Here is a 16,961-nt window from a genome sequence, read left to right as displayed (position 1 = left end):
GTTTAGGCCTCCACTTCCCTGCTGCGCGTGGCGCGCAGCTGGAACATCGCGATGACAACCACGACCACGACAAAGATCACGGCCTTTGCCTGGCCCACGCCCTCGACCCCGATGCGGTTGAACATGGTGTTGACGATGTTGAGCGCCACCATCTCCGTCTGCCCGCCGGGCGCGCCGTTGGTGAGCGCCAGGTTCTGGTCGAACAGCTTGAACGTGTTGGACAGGGTGAGGAAGAGGCAGATGGTGATGGACGGCATGATCATCGGGATGGTCACGTGCCGCAGCATCTCCCAGCGGGAGACGCCGTCCAGCTCCGCGGCCTCCACCAACTCCGGCGGGACGTTCTGCAGGCCGGCGATGTAGATGATCATCATGTACCCCACCAGCTGCCAGTTCAGCAGGATGATCAGGCCGGCGAAGCCATACTTCCAGTCCGCCACGATGGTGGTGCCGTAGCGGGCCAGCACCGCGTTGATCATCGACTGCCAGGTGTAACCCAGCACGATGCCGCCGATGAGGTTGGGCATGAAGAAAATGGTGCGGAAGAAGTTCGTGCCCTTCAGCTTGCGCGTGAGCACCCACGCGATGGCGAAGGCGAACACGTTGACCGTGATGATGGACACGATGGACACCAGCGCGGTGAACCCGAAGGAGCGCACGAAGCCCTCGCGGGCCTCGAACGCCTGGGCGTAGTTGTCCAGGCCCACCCAGGAGGCGTTGGTGATGGTGGTGAACTCGGTGAAGGACAGCAAGAAGCCCATCACAAACGGCACGAGGAACGCAATCAAAAACGCCAGCAACGTGGGCAGTACGAAGATGGGGAAATACTTTTTCAAGGATTGCTGCATTGGCAAAGCCTCTCTCGGGGGGCGGGAAGACGTCCGGCCTAGCTGGTCTTCTTCTCGGCCTTCCAGTCCTCCTGGAAGGCCTTCACCACGTCGGCCCAGTCCATGTTGCCCGCCGCGTACTGCGCAAGGTTACCGCCGAAGAGGTCCTTGAACTGCTGTGACGGGAAGTACTGGAAGTCCCACGGGATGGTGGAAACGGAGTCGTCCGCGATCGCGGCCTGCACCTGCTTGGCCAGCGGGTCCGCCGGGACGTCGTTCTCGCCGTAGTTCTTAAACGGGGCGATGAAGCCGAGGTCTTCAATCACGTGCTGCTTGCCCTTCTCGGAGGTAAACAGCCAGTCCAGGAAGTCCTTGGACGCCTGCTGGTCCTCCTCGGAGGCCTTGGAGTTCACCGCGAAGTAGTTCTCGGTGCCCACGTTGATGCCGGTCTTCTCCTCGTCCGGCAGGCCCATGTACATGGGGAGGAACTTGATCTTGTCCTCCTTGACCACGTTGCCGTTCACGTCCGCGATCTGGCTCCAAGCCCAGTTGCCGTTCTGCACCATCGCGGCCTTACCCAGGGCGAACTCGGCCATGGAGTCGGACACGGCCTTGGAAGGCGCGAGCGACGGCTGCACGGTGGAGTTCTGCAGGTACAGGTCGAAGAGGTTCTTGAACTCCTCGTTGTACTTGAACTCCACGTCCGCGGTGTTCGGGTCGCCGATCTCGTCGAACTCGTAGTGCATCGGGCCGTTTGCCAGGTGCGTCTGCCAGCGCCAGTCCTCGCCGGAGGCCAGGGAGGTGGAGGCGAAGGTGCCGTCGATGCCCAGCTCGCCGCGCTTAGCCTGCATGTCCTCGGCCAGCTTCTTCAGGGACTCGAAGTTCTTCACCTGGTCGATGGAGGTCACCGCCGCGCCGGGCAGGGCGAAGTACTTGTCCAGGATCTCCTCGTTGTAGAGGATGCCGAAGCCCTCCACGGCGAAGGGGATGCCGCGCACGGAGCCGTCGTCCTCCGTCAACGGGGTGACGTCGTCATTGAGCTGCTTGGCCACCTCGGTGTCGGAGAGGTCCGAGGTGTAGTCGCGCCAAGTGTCAAAGCCGGTGGGGCCGTTCATCTGGAACAGGGTCGGCGCATCGGACTTGGACACCTCGGTGCGCAGGGTCTGCTCGTACTTGCCGGAGGCGGCGGTAACCACCTTGACGGGCACGCCGGTCTCCTCGGTGTACTCCTTGGCAATCTGCTGGTAGGCGGCGTCCTGCTCCGGCTTGAAGTTGAGGAAGTAGACGCTCGCGCCGTCGTCTTCGGCGCTGCCTCCGCAGGCGGAGAGACTGGTTGCGGTCAGCGCGGCCACGGCGGTGGTGGCGAGCACGCGGCTGAACTTGTTCATGGGCATTCCTTTGCTGCGCCAATTGGTTGGGACACACCCAATATTAGAGTCCTGCTCACAGCGGGCAAAACGATGTGTTACGTGTCACCGTTTTCGCGGGGGAGGCGGTACACCATCGCCTCGTCCCGGTGGCCGGGCAGAACCTTCTCAAAGTAGCTCTCGGCAGCCTCCGCCAGCGGCACGAAGCGGGACAGGTTCTGGCTCAGAAACCAGCGGTGGTCCAAGATCTCGTGGAAGATTTGGGCCGGCTCCAGCTTCTCCCGCAGCTCCGGCGGGATCAGGTGCACCACCGGCTCGTACTCCTTGACCATCCAGCGGTGCGCCACCGCCTCCAGCGGCAGCCGCCCGCCGTAGCGCACGGCGCGGTACACCTCCATCTCCCCCAGCAGGCGCTGCGCCTGCCGGTCCTGCACGTCCAGGCCCGTCAGCGCCTGAAGCCGGCGGCGGTTGAAGCCGGTGGAGAACACGGCCGGCTCGATGTGCACCCGGTGGACGTCGCCGGTGTGCTCGATCTGCATCTCCCCAACGTCGAAGCCGAGCTGGTTAATGCGGGCCACGCGCTCGGCGATGGCGTCGAAGGCATCGCCCTCCACCACCAGCTCGCCCGTCATCAGGTCCCACAGCTCCAGGTAGGTCTGCTCGATCGCGTTACCCAGCGCGATCACGTCCACCGACGCGTCTAGGTACTGCCCCGCCTGCAGGTCCATCAGCTCGCCGATGATGTTTACGCGCGCCACGTCGACGTCGTAAAGCCTGCGCCCCGGAGATAGGGGCTCGTGGAACTCCCCCGTCTCGGCGTCGACCAGGTAGGCGGAGAATTGGTCCGCGTCGCGGCGGAAGAGGGTGTTGGACAGCGACACGTCGCCCCAATAGAAGTTCAGCAGGTGCAGCTTGACCAGCAGCACGGCGAGCGCCCGCACGAGCTTGCTCACCGTGTCCGGCTCGAGCACGCGCGAGAACACGTCGCGGTACGGAAGGGAGAAGCGCAGGTGCTCGGTGACCAGGCAGGCTGTCAACGCCCCGCCGTCCGCGTCCTCGCGGTTGGTCACCACTGCCACCGGCACCACGCACGGGGCGTCGAGCTCCTGCAGGCGGCGCAGCATCCGGTACTCGTGGTAGGCCACCGCCTCGCCGATCTCCTTCACCGCAAAGACAAGCCCGCCCGCCGAGATCAGCCGCACCGTGTGGCGCGAGATGCCCCGCGGCAGGGCAGCCAGCAGGTCGCCGCTCCACTCGTCGAGGGGCTGGTCCCACGGCATAGTCAAAAGCGTCGGCGCGTAGGCCGGCGAGACAACGTTGAGTTTTTCCACCCGGCTAGATGCGGGTGCCGGTGGCCTTTGAAAAGGCGTGCAGGCCGCCGTCCTTGATGCGGGCGTGGATCACGTCGCCTTCTCGGGCGCCGGACAGCGGCGGGGTGCGCAGCACGATCTCTCCCGCGTCGCCCTCCTCGCGGCCCTCGCTGCGCCAGCCGCCGCCGGCCAGGTGGCCGTAGATGAAGGAGTCGGAGCCGAGCTCCTCCACAAAGTCCACCTCCACCGGGATGGTGTGCTCCGCCGAGGCGTCCACCAGCTCGAGCGCCTCGGGGCGGAAGCCGAGGATCACCTGGCCGTTGTCCTCCGGGGTGATGCGGGCGAGCACCTCGTCGCTCAGCGGGATGGCGGCCTGGCCGGCGCGCGCGGTGCGGGAGGCGGCGTCCACGTCGAAGGTGGAGAGGTTCATCGCCGGCGAGCCGATGAAGCCGGCCACAAACACGTTGTTGGGGTGCTCGTACAGCTCGCGCGGGGTGCCCACCTGCTGCAGCACGCCGAAGTTCAGCACGGCGATGCGGTCACCCATGGTCAGGGCCTCGGTCTGGTCGTGCGTGACGTAGATGGTGGTCACGCCCATGCGGCGCTGCAGGTTGGCAATCTGGGTGCGGGTCTGCACGCGCAGCTTGGCGTCCAGGTTGGACAGGGGCTCGTCCATGAGGAACACCTGCGGCTCGCGCACGATGGCGCGGCCCATGGCCACGCGCTGGCGCTGGCCGCCGGACAGGGCCTTCGGCTTGCGGTCCAGGTACTGCGTGAGGTCCAGCGTCTTCGCGGCCTCCTCCACCCGGCGGTTGATCTCCGCTTTGTCCATGCCCGCGATCTTCAGCGCGAAGCCGATGTTCTCCCGCACGGTCATGTGCGGGTACAGCGCGTAGTTCTGAAACACCATGGCAATGTCGCGGTCTTTCGGGCTCGCCTTGGTCACGTCCCGGTCACCGATGAGGATGCGCCCCTCATTGGTCTCCTCCAGGCCCGCCAGCATGCGCAGCGCGGTGGACTTGCCGGAGCCTGACGGGCCGACAAGCACCAAAAACTCGCCGTCCGCGATGTCCAGGTTCAGTCGGTCCACGCTGGGCTTGTCCGCGCCGGGGTAAATGCGCGTGGCCTGGTCATAGGTCACAGTTGCCATGATGTTCTCCTCCATCGGCAGGTACGTGCCGAACGATCCGTAGTGGGTAGTAGGAATGTAACACGGGCCTTTGCTTATCGACGCCCCCTTTGAACACCTTTTAATCCCCCTTTCAAACCCGCCCGAACGCCGTACCATGGCGCCATGGCAGACAAGGGCACAGATGCGGGATTCCGCGGATCAAAGAGCACCAAGGGCAAGGACTGGGCCGCCGTGATCGGCGCCACGGCGCTTTTAGCCACCGGCGGCGGCGCGCTGGGGTACGCCGCCAGTGACGTGCCCTCCCCGGACCAGGTGGCCGTTGCCGTGCAGTCCCAGGCCCCGGCAGTGGAGATCTCCGACCCGGCCGATCTGCTCACCCCGGAGGACGAGGCCCGCATGGTGCGAGACGCCGAGCGCCTGCAGCACCCCGACACCGTGAAAAAAATCCATTACCTGGTGCTGAACGAGGGCCGGGACAACGTCAATGACTCCGTGGAAAATTTCCTGCGGGACAACTACCCGGACGAGATCGGCGACGAGCGCTTTGCCAACGGCGTGCTGATCATTGGCGCGGACATGAACTCCCGCCACCAGTTCGTCTTCGCTGGCGTGGACGTGCTGGACCAGCTGAAGCTGTGGGACGGCCAGCGCCTGGACGGCGCGATCGACGCCATGGTGCCGGGCTTACGCGACAACAACATCCCCGCCGGCCTCTTCGCCGGCGCCGACTACGCCACCGATACAGAGGCGGTGGCGGACTGGGTGGTCAGCGGCGCCGAGACGGACCGCGTGATGGGGACCGTGGTGGGCACCCTGCTCCCGGGTAGCGTGGCGCTCGGCGGCGGGGCGATAGCCGCGGCTCGGCGCGAGAAACGCAGAAAAGCGATTGCCCAAGCCCGCGCGGACTACGCGCTGCTGGCAAACGACTACACGGGGCTGAGCCAGCGACTGGACGAGCTGGATATCCGCGCGAACTCCGTCTCCTCCGCCTTTGCCAACGCGGAGCTGCGCAGCGAATGGGAGGACGTGCGCGACAACTTCCTCTCCCTGCATGACGCCACACAGCGCTACAGCGTGGCCACCGACCGGCAGGCGTGGGAGAACCGCAAGGCGCTCGCGGAGGCCGCGGCCACCATGACCGGCACCGGGCACGCCGAGGACAACATCAACCGACTTTTTGACGTGGAGCGCGGCGACGCCGCCGCCCGCCGCCACCTGATCACCGACATCCGCGAGGACATCATCCAGGCCCGCCGCGGCGTGAAGAGCGAGGAGCTCAAGCGCGACCTAGCGGAGCTGGAGCAGCGCGTGGAGTGGCTGGACCAGCACCCGGACTCGCCACAGTTTGTGGACGAGTTCGTGCGCGTGCTGGGTGATTACCGCCTGCTTTTGGACGAGGTGAAGCGCCGCCAGTTCTCCGACGTCAAAGAGCGCGAGCAGCTGCGCCAACCCTCGCTCACCGAGCCCGGCTACATCTACAACGGCTACGTGCCCTACATCGTGCTCAATGACTGGCACGCCTCCAACGTGCGCGCCGAGCAGCAGGCGCAGAGCTCCAGCTCCGGCTCTGGGGCCACCAACACCTCCTTCAGCTCCGGGTTCGCCGGCGGCGGTGGCTCGGGCTCGTTCTAAGGGCCGGGGCTAGACAGCGGGGCACCGGCACCGCTATAGTTGCTGTCGCGGGTCCCCTCGCCCACGGTCCATCCCCCCCGAGACCGGATGAGCGCTCAACCACCCCCCCATTTAGAGCGCGAGCAGGCGAGGGGGCTTTGCTTTGCCCAATATCGCGCGAGCCCGTGCCCTGGGTGGGCGCCATGTGAGCCGCGACTCACACTTTGGTGCGGTGCAGGCGGGAATCACAGAGCGGGGTTACACTGAGGGCGCAGGATGAAATATCGCCCGCGCCGGGTGGCCCGGCCCCCAACGCCTCCGGTGTTTCACATCGCCTCTCAACCCAAAACGGGAGTCGTGTTATGAGTACGGAAGCAATCCTCGACATCGTCTTGCTCGTGGCATTCGTCATCGCCACCGCCATCTTTCTCAAGTGGGGCGGCAAGGAGTACGAGTACGACAAAAACGGCAACCTGGTCGAAGTGAAGGACGACGAAGCTGGCGCGGATGCCGGCGTACCCGGCTCGGACCGCGCCGCGCTGGTGTAGCAGGCGCTGGTGTGGCAGACGCTGCTGTGGCTGATGCGGCCGTAGTTGATACGGGCGCCGCGTGTGGCCCGCGGTTCGCCCCCGGTTCCAGCCCGTTACGTGAACAACAGGTGACATCATTCGCGTTTTCGGGGACGGTAACGGAACAGTTTATGGACAAACGGTGAATTGTTCCGTCTGGGCTGTGCATAGGGCCTGCGCAACTAGATAATTACCCCCTGTGAGCATCACAGTCCTCCTCATCCTCATCATTGTCGTAGCACTGTTCTTCGACTTCACCAACGGTTTCCATGACACCGCCAACGCGATGGCCACCTCCATCGCTACTGGCGCACTTAAGCCCAAGGTCGCCGTCGCACTCGCCGGTATCCTGAACCTTGTCGGTGCCTTCCTCTCCGTCGCGGTTGCGAAGACGGTTGCAGAGGGCATTGTCAAACTCGACGTTTTTAACCTCGACGATCCGCTTGACTCCGAGCGCCTCCTCCTCGTGGTGTTCGCCGGCCTGGCCGGCGGCATCATGTGGAACCTCTTCACCTGGCTGTTCGGTATCCCGTCCTCGTCGTCCCACGCCCTGTTCGGCGGCCTGATCGGTGCGGCCATCGCCGCCATCGGTTTCGACGGCGTGGTGTGGAACGGCGTGTTGGACAAGATCGTCCTCCCGGCCCTGTTCGCCCCGTTCGTGGCCGGCCTGATCGCTGCCATCGGCACCTGGCTGGTGTACAAGCTGACCGCCAACGCGGAGAAGGATCACCGCGACAACTACTTCCGCTGGGGCCAGATCGGCACCGCCTCCCTGGTGGCGCTCGCGCACGGTACCTCCGACGCACAGAAGACCATGGGTGTGATCTTCCTGGCCATGGTTGCCGCCGGCAAGTTCGACTCGGACCACCCGATGCCGTTCTGGATCCAGCTCGCCTGTGCACTGGCCATCGCCATCGGCACCTACTCCGGCGGCTTCCGCGTGATCCGCACCCTGGGTAAGGGCCTCGTGGAGATCCACCCGCCGCAGGGTATGGCCGCTGAGACCTCCTCCGCAGCCATCATCCTCACCTCCTCCCACCTGGGTATGGCGCTGTCCACCACCCACGTGGCCACCGGTTCCATCCTCGGTTCCGGCCTGACCGGCCCGGCTGGCGAGGTCCGCTGGAAGGTCGCCGGCCGCATGGCCCTGGCGTGGATCACCACCCTGCCGGTCGCCGCCCTGGTCTCCTTCGTGGTCTGGTGGATCGGCCACTGGGCAGCTGAGCTCGGCGGCGACCTGGTCTGGGGCGGCATCGCCCTGGCGGCCATCATCGCCCTCGGCGGCGGCTACATGTTCTACCAGGCGCAGAAGAAGCCCGTGCACAAGGACAACGTCAACGACGACTGGGACCACGAGTCCAACTCCGCCGCCTCCACCGGCAACAAGTCCGACGACAACCAGGACTCCGACACCGACGCCGATGCCGACAACCGCGGCACCAAGGTTCGCTCCGGCAAGAACCGCAGCCGCGTGTACGGCGAGCCGGCGGACTTCGTCGACACCAGCGCTGGCCTGCGCGACCTTCCCGGTGGCGGCTCCACCACGGTTGTAAAGCACCCGAAGAAGTAGCCGGACCGGAACTAGATAAGGAACAACAACATGGAACTTCTCAAGTCCCTTTTCATGGTCACCAGCGTTGGCATCCTCCTCGGCGCCGGCCTGCCCGCCCTGTTCTCCCTGAGCATCCACTTCCTGTCCCCGGGCCCGGACGGCACCAGCCCCTCCGGCGGCAAGAAGGCGATCGGCTGGCTCTTCCTGGCCATCGTGGGCATTGCGGTGATCGCGGCGCTGCTGCTCATCGCCCGCGAGCGCATCGAGTACTTCACCGGCTGGGATCCGTACCCCTTCCTCTAACCGCTGAACAGCACGGCTGAACAGCGCGGCTGAACTGAGAAGCTGAACAGCGCGGCTGAACAGCGCAAATAACCGGGCCTTCGGGCCCGGTTTTCGCTATTAGTGGGGCTACACAAATCATTGGTGTTGACAAACGATTGGTATGAACCTAGGGTATCTCCCAAGTGAACGGAAGGTAAACAGATCCCGTTCCGGAAAGGAGAATGTCTCATGATGAAGTTCATGAACGCAATCCGTGAGTGGTTCCACGTCGAGTCCGAGGGTCTCCCCTCCCCGCTCGACGTTTCCCCGCTCGCTGTTCTGCCGCGCACCAACTAGCGCGTGAGGCGCTAGTGAAGCGCTAGTGAGGCGCTTGACCAAAAGCGCCCCAACAGCCCACGGCGGGCTCGGCCATCTCGGCCGGGCCCGCCGTTTCGCTCTTGCTTGTCGTTCGGCTGGGGAGCGTTCCCCGCGTAGCCCGCCCGCGGATGTAGCGAGAGCTACGTTATGGCTATGGCAATCACAGAATTCGAGACAAACGCGGGCGGGACGACAACGTACATGCAGGTCGAGGTAGCGCCACGTTACTTCCGTCCAGAAAACGACGCAATGCCGGGGTTTGCGAACCACATCGTCAACGTGCTGCTTGATACCGCCGACGAGCACGCCGGCACGGATACGGCAAAAGCCCATGTCAACGACCGGGCTGTGCAGTCAGTCGCGCAATCCCTGCAGCTCATTTCTGATATCGAGGACGCTATCGACATGGGCACCACCGCCACGGAAATCATGGAGCAGTTCGAGGCGATCGAGCGTGAGCTCGACGCACTCACCGAGCTCGATTCCCGGTTCGTGGTGGCGCGATGCATAGCGCGCAATGGTTACGTCGCCGCGGGTGATTTCGGTTTGGACACAGCTCTCGAGGTGTGTGACGAGCTGCGCAGCGCGCTCCCCGAACCCCAGGAGGTCGAGGATGGGTGGGAGTTTCCGCCGCAATTGTGGACGCATGACCCCGAGCCGGAACTGGAGATTTCTGCTCTCGTCTCCGATATTTCGGTGACCGTGAACCTTCGCGCCACCGATCCTGACTTCGGACTCCTGCGCGAATACGCCGATGCCGTCGACACGGTCCTCCAACGCCTGCCGGGCCTGCCTGCCGCCGAGTACTACGCCGAGCTGGCCCACGCCAAGCAATTGATCTCGCTACGCCATAGCCAGCGCTTTCAGGAGCAGGATGCTTTTCGACGCTCGCTGCTCACCGCCTTGGCTTCATCCTTCGAGCGCCTAACCGCCCACTCGGGTCGCTTCAACTTCCCGCTGCGGATGGCTAGCGGGGCTGTGCAGCTGGATGAACAGGGCCAGATGCAGGCGCTCCAGCCTCTCCTCGAGAACATCGAGGGCTGGCTGCCCCGTACTGTCAACGAGCTGTTACCGCCGTGGTGGTTCGGCGAAGAGAACGCCGAGGACCTTGATGACGTTTTAGAGTCCCTCACCACCGGCGCCTACGTGCGTCTCGTCGCAGCCGAGACCGGTACGTTTACGGAAGATGGTTTGCCCGAGCGCGAGACTGTTCAAGCCGTCGCGATTCCCAATCTAAACTCGAAGTTGCTGGCCGCATCAAACGTGATGCTGTTTGCTGAGGAGGCGTAGCAATGAATTCCTATGAAGATGCGCGAAGTGATGCCTACTTCGATTTGAACGAGCTTCACCGCGCGATTGAAGAGGCCGAGCAGAAGCTTGCCGCAGCGAAGACGGAAGAAGAGCGCCTCGAGGCCGAAGCCGAGCTCGAAGATGCTAGTGGAGCGCTCGAAGTCGCCGAGATCGAGTTCTTCGACGTGTTCGGCGAGGAACCCTAGTTGCCCGGTCGCGACGGGCAAAGACAGCTCCGCATCAGAGTCCTCGGAGAAAAACGGAAAGTGCGATCCGAATCCTTCGGAAAAACGGTAAGTTAATGGCCGGCAAGATTAAAATCGGCACGATCGTTCCGCACGAGAGGGGTGGAGATGGATATCGGGTCGCTCGGATCCTTCGTCCGCGCTCAGCGGAAACAGCTCCGCCTCACCCAGCTCGAGGTAGCGGAGCTCGCCGATGTCTCAGACCGGTTCATTCGGGAGCTGGAGAAGGGGAAATCAACGGCAGAGATCGGCAAGGTCATAGAGGTCCTAGGTGTGCTCGGATATGACCTTGTACCTGTTTTGCACAGGACTGATCCACTATGACACATCCGGTGGCTGCTGCAGACGTGTACGTGGGCGAGGCATTGGCGGGCAACTTTACTCGGTTGCCGGACGGGCTCACGGAGTTTCGCTACGTCGACACGGCGCCGACCGCGGTGGCTACAACGTTACCTTTCAGCGGGGCACCCTACATCACACCGGCGGGCGCACTCCCGCCGTTTTTCACGAACCTCCTGCCGGAGGGGCGGAGACTCTCCACGCTGAAGCGCACGGTCAAGGCGTCGCTCGATGACGAGCTTGCTCTTCTGCTCGAGGTGGGTTCCAACACTATCGGCAACGTCAGCGTTGTACCCCACGGTCAACCCCTTGAGCCCGCCTCCGCTTCGATTGATCTTTCCGGCCCCCTCGATTTTTCTGCCGCGCTCACGGCCGCAGGTATCGCCGACCCCGTTGCCCTGCCGGGGGTGCAAGACAAGGCTTCCGCTCGCACGATGGCGGCTCCGGTCCGCGGCCACGATACCGACTACATTCTCAAAGTCTCCCCGCCCGAGTACCCGCAGCTGGTAGAGAATGAGGCTGCCTGCTTTGCTATCGCCTCAGCCGCTAAGTTTCCGTTGGCTCAAACGCAGCTGCTTGTCGACGCCTCCGGTCGACCCGGTCTCCTAGTCACCCGCTTCGACCGGGAGAACGGCACCCGTTTCCACGTAGAAGACGCAGCCCAGATCATGGGCCTCTATCCCAGTGCCAAGTACGAACCGGACATGGAGGATGTGGCGGGTGCCCTCATGAGCGTGAGCGCGTCGCCAATCCTGACTGCGCGGTCGATCGCATTCCAGACCGCGTTGGCGTGGCTCACCGGAAATGGCGATCTCCACGCGAAGAACCTGTCGCTTGTGTGGCGCGGTAACGGGGCCCAGGTCGCGCCGATCTACGACATTCCCTCTACCGTCCCATACGGCGATTCCACAATGGCGCTGGCGCTGCAAGGTCGCAAGGACAACATCAGCGCCAGAATCTTCCGGGCCTTCTGCTCGGAGATCGGACTGTCGGAGCGCGCCACCGACCGGGTCATGGCGCAGGCACTTGCAATCACAGCAGGTGCCGCCGAGAGGATCATCGCCGCCACGGATTTCGATCCGCGGCGCTCACGCGACCTGCGGCGGGTGCTCGATCGACGCAGGCGCCTCTGGCAGTAACCCAGCGCGGAACCCCCTAGCGCGCCTGCGCGTTAGCCCACCCACCGTTCGGGTTGTAGGGGCTGAACCAGCCGTAGATAGCTAGGAAGAGAGTGCCAAAGACCAGGACCCCGATGGCGGTGCCGACCGTGCTGCTGGAGCCGGAGTTGGCATTCGCGGCGGTGGTCTTCGCGGTGGTCTTCGCCGGGGTACCGGTGTTGGCGGCACCCGGGTTCTGGTCGATGGGCGTCCTCGCCACGGGCGGGGTGAAGTTGTACTTCTGCTCGGCGGAGGCCGGTGCGGCGGCGATGCCGGAGAGGCCGAGTGCGCCCGCAGTGATTACGGCGGCAAGTTTCTTGTGCATGGGGACCTTTCTGTCGGACCGTGAAGTGGTGGAGGTGTACCTGCATATAGCCCATCTGCCTTCCCAGCCCCTCCGCAACAATAAATTCACCTCGACGCAACCCGGTGCTCACCTGCTGAATTTAAATTGAGAGGTGGCTCGGAAACCCCTGCCGTACACCTGCTTTCGCTCTGGAGATGTCATGCGCACACGCGTTGCCGCCGTAACCGCCCTGGCCTTGCTCACCCCGATCACCCAACTGGCGCTGCCTATGGCGGGCGCCGCAGAAAACCTCGCTTCCCGCTTCACCGTCCAGGTCATGCCGGACACCCAGTTCTACGCCCGCTACGGCACCGAAGCGGCGGGCGACATTTTCGGTTCCCGCTACGGTTCCAACCCGTTCAACTCGCAAACCCGGTTCATCGCGGACAACCATGACAAGCTCGGCACCAAGTTCGTCACCCATCTGGGCGACTTGGTGGATCAGCCGCGGGACCTGGCCAGTTGGGACATCGCCTCGGACGCGATGAAGATCCTCGAGGACGCCAAGGTGGATTACTCGGTGCTGCCGGGCAACCACGATTACGCCATGGTGAATAACACCTCCGTGTTCCAGCGGTACTTCCCGCAGTCCCGCGCAGAGGCCGTCCCCACCTTCCAGGGCCGATTCGAGTCCACTGATATCTATAACAGTGGGCGGAACGATTACGGATTCCCCGGCCAGACGGTGGATTCGGAGTACCACATCTTCGAGGCGGAGGGGCAGCGGTACCTGGTGCTCGCGCTCGGCTTCCGCGCAAACGATGCAACGCTTGACTGGGCGCAGCGCGTCATCGACGAGCACCCGGAGCTGCCGGTGATCCTCACTGCGCACGAAATCGACGCGATCGACGGCCAGGGCAACGTGTTCTACAGCAAGGAGTACGGGCAGCACCTGTGGAACAAGCTCATCCGTAAGAATGACCAGATCTTCCTCACCATCGCGGGCCACAACCACGGCGCCGGCTACCACGTGGAGACCAACGACGCCGGCCACCAGGTGATCAGCATCCTGCAGGATTACCAGATGGCGTACTTGGGCGGCAACGGCCTGATGGGCCAGCTCATGTTCGACCTGAGCAACAACAAGATCGAGATGACGGCGTACTCCCCGTGGGTGAAGGAGAAGCAGCCGGGGCAGCTGACGTCCTTCGACCACCTGCTGCCCGCCGGCAAGGGCGATTCCTACGTCATCGACTTCGATTTCGCCGAGCGCTTCAAGCCTTTCAACCAGGGCTGGGCCAAGGGCGACGAGAACGACCCGGATTACGCCGAGGTCCTCCGCGAGAGCCTGCGGGACGGCTACACGCCGTACACCATCACCGAGGCCGCGCGGCCCAAGGACACCGAGGATTACCCGCACGTGGAGGGCACCGTCGCGCACTGGCGCCCGGGTCAGACGCGTTTTAAGGGGCAATTGCTTGTCGACGCAACCCCAGCGCCCTCCGGCTCCACCATCCCCGACGTCGCCGCGGGCAACGACATGACCCGCGCCCGGTACCGCCTCGGCGCGAAGCAGGAGCACGTCACGTTCACCACCGACAAGCACCCCCTGTCCTCCGACGCCGGCTCGCTGCGCTTCTCCGAGCCGACCTTGAAGCACGGTGTGTCCTGGTTCGAGACGGCCGAAAACGCCCCAGTCAATGACGCCCGCTTTGACAAGGGCTACACCCTCGAGGCCTTCCTGAAGCTGGACGAGGACTGGAACGGCGACGACAACGGCTGGTCCAACGCGCTGGTGCGAGACATCGACGGTACCGGCGTGAACCCGGACGACCCGGACGGCGACCCGATCCAGATGCTCGGCGTGTCCAACCTGCGCGAGCTGCGCTGGTACTCGCTCGGTGAGAACGGCCGCGGCTTCTCCAACTGGACCCACGAGGTGCCCAAGGGCGAGTGGATGCACGTTGCCGTGGTCAACGACCCGGCTGACCAGTCGGTGACGATGTACGTGGACGGCTCGCCGATTCTCCGCGACGGCTACGGCCCCGTTGGCATGGCGGGCGAGGGGTACAAGTGGATCCTCGGCACCTCCGAGTGGGAGACCCGCAAGGTCGACGGCTGGTTTGGCAACATCGGCGAGATCCGCATCGTGGACCACCCCATCGGCCAGGACGAGTGGCTTACCGCCCGCGCGACTACCCAGGAGCCCGAGGCGCCGGGGACGGACACCGAGACCCCGGGGACGGACACCGAGACCCCGGGGACGGACACCGAGACCCCGGCACCGGCCCCGACGCCGGTGCCGGGGGCGGGCGGCGGCTCGGTGGCGTCGTCAAGCAAGAGCTCCTTCTGGGTCTTTGTGGCGGGCACCGTGTTCGGCGCGCTCGGCGCGGCTGGCGCGATCGCCGCGCTGCTGGTGAGCCTCGGCGGCGAGGCAGCCAAGCAGCTGCGGGACATGCTGGGACTGTAGGACCGCGCTGCGGGGCGCAGTGCGTGGCCAGGGCTGCGACGAAAAACACCCGAACACGCCGGCCGCGCCTGTTACGCTCGGACTTCTTACTAGGGACTGAAGAAGGGCCACAGCACCATGTCCACACCGAGCGGCAACTCCGCCGCGGCAAACCAGACGGCAAACCAGGCAGCGAACTCCGATACCGGCGGCAACGGCGAACTCCCCGAGCAGTTCGGAGACGAGCACCTCGAGATGGGGCGGGCCGAGTTCGACAAGGAGAACCTCTCGGACGCGGACATCCAGCAGATCCAGGAGCAGCGCGAGGGCGATGAGCCGGACGGCTCGTTCATGCGGTGGGTGATCACGCTCTTCGGCACCGGCGTGGGCGCGGGCATCCTGTTCCTGCCCATCAACGCGGGCAGCTTCGGTTTCTGGCCGCTGCTGATCGCCACGCTGCTGATCGGCCCGATGGTGTTCTTCTCGCACCGCAGCTACGCGCGCATCGTCTCTGCCTCGCCGGAGAAGGGCCTGGATGTGCTGCAGGTGATCACGGCGCTGACGGGCCGCAAGCGCGGCTTCGCCTCCGCGGTGCTGTACTGGCTGGGTATTTACCCCACGGTGCTCATCTACGGCATCTCCATTACCAACACGCTGGACAGTTTCATTGTGAACCAGCTGGGCGGGGAGTCCGTGAACAGGTGGGTGCTGGCGTCCGCCGCGGTGGGTGTGATGACGGGCGCGTACGCCCTGGGCAAGAAGGTCACGTTGTGGCTGGCCAACATCCTCGTCTACCCGCTGATTGTGGCCCTGGCGGTGGTGTCCTTCTACCTCATCCCGCAGTGGGACTTTGACAGCTTCCGCGCCTACGAGTCCTCCATGCCCATCTGGCAGGGCGTGCTGCTGATCCTGCCGGTGCTGGTGTTCTCCTTCAGCCACATGGCCGCGCTGTCCCAGTTCGCGCTGGACGTGCAGAAGAAGATGGACGGGGACGTGGAGGCCACCGAGCGCGAGGTGGGCAAGGTGGAGCTGGTCACTGCCATCCTCCTAGTCACGTTCACCATGTTCTTCGTCTGGTCCTGCGCCCTCTCCCTCGGCGCGGAGGGCATGGACGCCGCCAACGAGCAGAACGTGCCCGTCCTGTCCTACCTGGCCAACGAGACGGACACGGCGTTCATGGCCTGGATGAGCCCGATCGTGGCTATCTGCGCCATCATCACCTCTTACTTCGGCCACCTGCTGGGCACCGAGGAGGGCACCGGCTACCTCATCCGCGTGGCCGCGCCCGGGTTCGCCTCCCGCATCTCCTCGAACGCGCTGCGCTGGATTGTAAACATCTTCGTCTTCGTCACCGCGGTGCTGGTGGCTGTGGCCAACCCGTCCATTCTGGACATGATCTCCGTGGTGGGCGGCATCTTCGTGGCGTTCCTCGTCTACATCATGCCGGGGCTCCTCTTCAACAAGGCCATCGCCTTCAAGCACTACGCCCGCCGCCCGGACACCATCTTCGTGTTCGCGCTCGGCCTGGTGATCATGGGCGTGACCGTGTGGAATATCGCCGCGGGGCGCAGCTAGCCGCGCGCAGGTGCCGCGCGATTGCCGCCCCGCGTGCCACAATAGGGCCATGGCCTGCAGCGTCTACTACTCCAGCTACTACGGCTCGACGCGCGAGTACGCCGAAGCCCTCGCACAACGCCTCGGCACCACCGCCGAGCGGATCCCGGAGCTCGCGGCCGCGATTGCCCCGCAGGGGCCGATCGTGGTGCTCTCGCCCGCACACGGCCCGCTCAACGACGGCGCCACGTTCGTGCTTTCGCTTGCCGACGACATCCTGGAGCACTACCCCGTCGCCCTCGCCACCGTGGGCATGACCCTAGACGAAGAGGCGGTGGCGAAGGACGCCACGGCCGGGCTGCTGAACAAGCGCGCCGACCGCGTCGCCCGCTTCTACCTACCGGGCCGGCTAAACTACTCCGAGCTGTCCACCCAGCACGCGATGCTGATGAAGGGGCTGATCTCCGCCCTGCGCCTGAAGCCGAAGAAGTCGGACAACGAGAAGAACATGATCGCCACCTACGGCGAGGACGTGGACCGGGTGGACCTGTCCCGCCTCGACCCGTTAGTCGCGTGGGTTGAAAAGAACCAGCCGTAGGGCGGGCGGCACGACCGGCCCCCAATCGCTCCG

16 protein-coding genes are annotated in these 16,961 nt (G+C 64.7%); 11 read left to right on the top strand and 5 right to left on the bottom strand.

What is annotated here, in order from left to right; all coding sequences use genetic code 11:
- Nucleotides 1-2 precede the first annotated feature (2 nt).
- The 4 genes from BN4252_RS07055 to BN4252_RS07040 form a co-directional block, all read right to left on the bottom strand.
- Nucleotides 3-848 (bottom strand): carbohydrate ABC transporter permease, encoded by an 846-nt coding sequence (locus tag BN4252_RS07055; protein WP_066528145.1) that lies wholly within the window; start codon nucleotides 846-848, stop codon nucleotides 3-5.
- A 38-nt stretch (nucleotides 849-886) separates the two neighbouring features.
- The gene (locus BN4252_RS07050; protein WP_066528142.1) at nucleotides 887-2,215 is read right to left on the bottom strand and encodes an ABC transporter substrate-binding protein; all 1,329 of its coding nucleotides are present in this window, start codon (nucleotides 2,213-2,215) and stop codon (nucleotides 887-889) included.
- Between the two features lie 77 nt (nucleotides 2,216-2,292).
- A complete protein-coding gene (locus BN4252_RS07045) occupies nucleotides 2,293-3,474 on the bottom strand; it encodes a DUF4032 domain-containing protein (RefSeq protein ID WP_066528140.1) in 1,182 nt (393 codons plus the stop codon).
- 55 nt (nucleotides 3,475-3,529) lie between these two features.
- Nucleotides 3,530-4,654, bottom strand: a complete 1,125-nt coding sequence (locus BN4252_RS07040) for an ABC transporter ATP-binding protein (RefSeq protein ID WP_066529282.1) — start codon at nucleotides 4,652-4,654, stop codon at nucleotides 3,530-3,532.
- Nucleotides 4,655-4,798: 144 nt separating this feature from the next.
- Here BN4252_RS07040 and BN4252_RS07035 point away from each other — a divergent pair, with 144 nt between their 5' ends.
- The 8 genes from BN4252_RS07035 to BN4252_RS07000 all read left to right on the top strand — a co-directional run bounded on the left by BN4252_RS07035 (nucleotide 4,799) and on the right by BN4252_RS07000 (nucleotide 12,023).
- On the top strand, nucleotides 4,799-6,268 hold the full coding sequence (locus BN4252_RS07035; RefSeq protein ID WP_230208599.1) for a DUF5129 domain-containing protein: 1,470 nt from the start codon (nucleotides 4,799-4,801) through the stop codon (nucleotides 6,266-6,268).
- Between the two features lie 341 nt (nucleotides 6,269-6,609).
- Nucleotides 6,610-6,795: a hypothetical protein gene (locus BN4252_RS07030; RefSeq protein ID WP_066528138.1), complete on the top strand. Its 186-nt coding sequence runs from the start codon at nucleotides 6,610-6,612 to the stop codon at nucleotides 6,793-6,795.
- Nucleotides 6,796-7,015: 220 nt separating this feature from the next.
- Nucleotides 7,016-8,386 carry an inorganic phosphate transporter gene (locus tag BN4252_RS07025; RefSeq protein WP_078056822.1) on the top strand — a complete coding sequence of 457 codons (1,371 nt, stop codon included), beginning with the start codon at nucleotides 7,016-7,018 and terminating at the stop codon, nucleotides 8,384-8,386.
- Between the two features lie 30 nt (nucleotides 8,387-8,416).
- The gene (locus BN4252_RS07020) at nucleotides 8,417-8,671 is read left to right on the top strand and encodes a hypothetical protein (RefSeq protein ID WP_066528135.1); all 255 of its coding nucleotides are present in this window, start codon (nucleotides 8,417-8,419) and stop codon (nucleotides 8,669-8,671) included.
- A gap of 492 nt (nucleotides 8,672-9,163) precedes the next feature.
- On the top strand, nucleotides 9,164-10,300 hold the full coding sequence (locus BN4252_RS07015; RefSeq protein WP_143341183.1) for a hypothetical protein: 1,137 nt from the start codon (nucleotides 9,164-9,166) through the stop codon (nucleotides 10,298-10,300).
- Nucleotides 10,301-10,302: 2 nt separating this feature from the next.
- Nucleotides 10,303-10,506, top strand: a complete 204-nt coding sequence (locus BN4252_RS07010) for a hypothetical protein (protein WP_066528131.1) — start codon at nucleotides 10,303-10,305, stop codon at nucleotides 10,504-10,506.
- A 147-nt stretch (nucleotides 10,507-10,653) separates the two neighbouring features.
- Nucleotides 10,654-10,869, top strand: coding sequence for a helix-turn-helix transcriptional regulator (locus tag BN4252_RS07005; RefSeq protein WP_066529275.1), 216 nt, complete (start codon nucleotides 10,654-10,656; stop codon nucleotides 10,867-10,869).
- Nucleotides 10,870-10,877: 8 nt separating this feature from the next.
- Nucleotides 10,878-12,023, top strand: coding sequence for a type II toxin-antitoxin system HipA family toxin (locus tag BN4252_RS07000; RefSeq protein WP_230208598.1), 1,146 nt, complete (start codon nucleotides 10,878-10,880; stop codon nucleotides 12,021-12,023).
- Between the two features lie 16 nt (nucleotides 12,024-12,039).
- On the opposite strand, the gene BN4252_RS06995 is transcribed toward BN4252_RS07000, so the two are convergent.
- The gene (locus tag BN4252_RS06995; protein ID WP_066528126.1) at nucleotides 12,040-12,366 is read right to left on the bottom strand and encodes a hypothetical protein; all 327 of its coding nucleotides are present in this window, start codon (nucleotides 12,364-12,366) and stop codon (nucleotides 12,040-12,042) included.
- Nucleotides 12,367-12,547: 181 nt separating this feature from the next.
- On the opposite strand from BN4252_RS06995, the gene BN4252_RS06990 reads away from it, so the two are divergent.
- The 3 genes from BN4252_RS06990 (at nucleotide 12,548) to BN4252_RS06980 (ending at nucleotide 16,928) form a co-directional block, all read left to right on the top strand.
- On the top strand, nucleotides 12,548-14,797 hold the full coding sequence (locus BN4252_RS06990) for a LamG-like jellyroll fold domain-containing protein (protein WP_066528125.1): 2,250 nt from the start codon (nucleotides 12,548-12,550) through the stop codon (nucleotides 14,795-14,797).
- 117 nt (nucleotides 14,798-14,914) lie between these two features.
- Nucleotides 14,915-16,351 carry an SLC5/6 family protein gene (locus tag BN4252_RS06985; RefSeq protein WP_066528121.1) on the top strand — a complete coding sequence of 479 codons (1,437 nt, stop codon included), beginning with the start codon at nucleotides 14,915-14,917 and terminating at the stop codon, nucleotides 16,349-16,351.
- Nucleotides 16,352-16,400: 49 nt separating this feature from the next.
- Nucleotides 16,401-16,928 carry a flavodoxin domain-containing protein gene (locus BN4252_RS06980; protein ID WP_066528119.1) on the top strand — a complete coding sequence of 176 codons (528 nt, stop codon included), beginning with the start codon at nucleotides 16,401-16,403 and terminating at the stop codon, nucleotides 16,926-16,928.
- Nucleotides 16,929-16,961 lie beyond the last annotated feature (33 nt).

It is taken from the genome of Corynebacterium bouchesdurhonense (assembly GCF_900078305.2).
In the GTDB taxonomy this organism is placed as follows: domain Bacteria; phylum Actinomycetota; class Actinomycetes; order Mycobacteriales; family Mycobacteriaceae; genus Corynebacterium; species Corynebacterium bouchesdurhonense.
Note: the sequence above shows the minus strand (reverse complement) of the source record. Positions and strands in the feature narration are given on the sequence as shown.

Bases quoted from the DNA above. Each gene is read 5' to 3' on its own strand.
- BN4252_RS06985 (WP_066528121.1), top strand. From the start codon at position 14,915: ATGTCCACACCGAGCGGCAACTCCGCCGCGGCAAACCAGACGGCAAAC.
- BN4252_RS06990 (WP_066528125.1), top strand. From the start codon at position 12,548: ATGCGCACACGCGTTGCCGCCGTAACCGCCCTGGCCTTGCTCACCCCG.
- BN4252_RS07040 (WP_066529282.1), bottom strand. From the start codon at position 4,654: ATGGCAACTGTGACCTATGACCAGGCCACGCGCATTTACCCCGGCGCG.
- BN4252_RS07015 (WP_143341183.1), top strand. From the start codon at position 9,164: ATGGCAATCACAGAATTCGAGACAAACGCGGGCGGGACGACAACGTAC.
- BN4252_RS06980 (WP_066528119.1), top strand. From the start codon at position 16,401: ATGGCCTGCAGCGTCTACTACTCCAGCTACTACGGCTCGACGCGCGAG.
- BN4252_RS07005 (WP_066529275.1), top strand. From the start codon at position 10,654: ATGGATATCGGGTCGCTCGGATCCTTCGTCCGCGCTCAGCGGAAACAG.
- BN4252_RS07030 (WP_066528138.1), top strand. From the start codon at position 6,610: ATGAGTACGGAAGCAATCCTCGACATCGTCTTGCTCGTGGCATTCGTC.
- BN4252_RS07035 (WP_230208599.1), top strand. From the start codon at position 4,799: ATGGCAGACAAGGGCACAGATGCGGGATTCCGCGGATCAAAGAGCACC.
- BN4252_RS07020 (WP_066528135.1), top strand. From the start codon at position 8,417: ATGGAACTTCTCAAGTCCCTTTTCATGGTCACCAGCGTTGGCATCCTC.
- BN4252_RS07055 (WP_066528145.1), bottom strand. From the start codon at position 848: ATGCAGCAATCCTTGAAAAAGTATTTCCCCATCTTCGTACTGCCCACG.
- BN4252_RS07045 (WP_066528140.1), bottom strand. From the start codon at position 3,474: ATGCCGTGGGACCAGCCCCTCGACGAGTGGAGCGGCGACCTGCTGGCT.
- BN4252_RS07010 (WP_066528131.1), top strand. From the start codon at position 10,303: ATGAATTCCTATGAAGATGCGCGAAGTGATGCCTACTTCGATTTGAAC.
- BN4252_RS07050 (WP_066528142.1), bottom strand. From the start codon at position 2,215: ATGAACAAGTTCAGCCGCGTGCTCGCCACCACCGCCGTGGCCGCGCTG.
- BN4252_RS06995 (WP_066528126.1), bottom strand. From the start codon at position 12,366: ATGCACAAGAAACTTGCCGCCGTAATCACTGCGGGCGCACTCGGCCTC.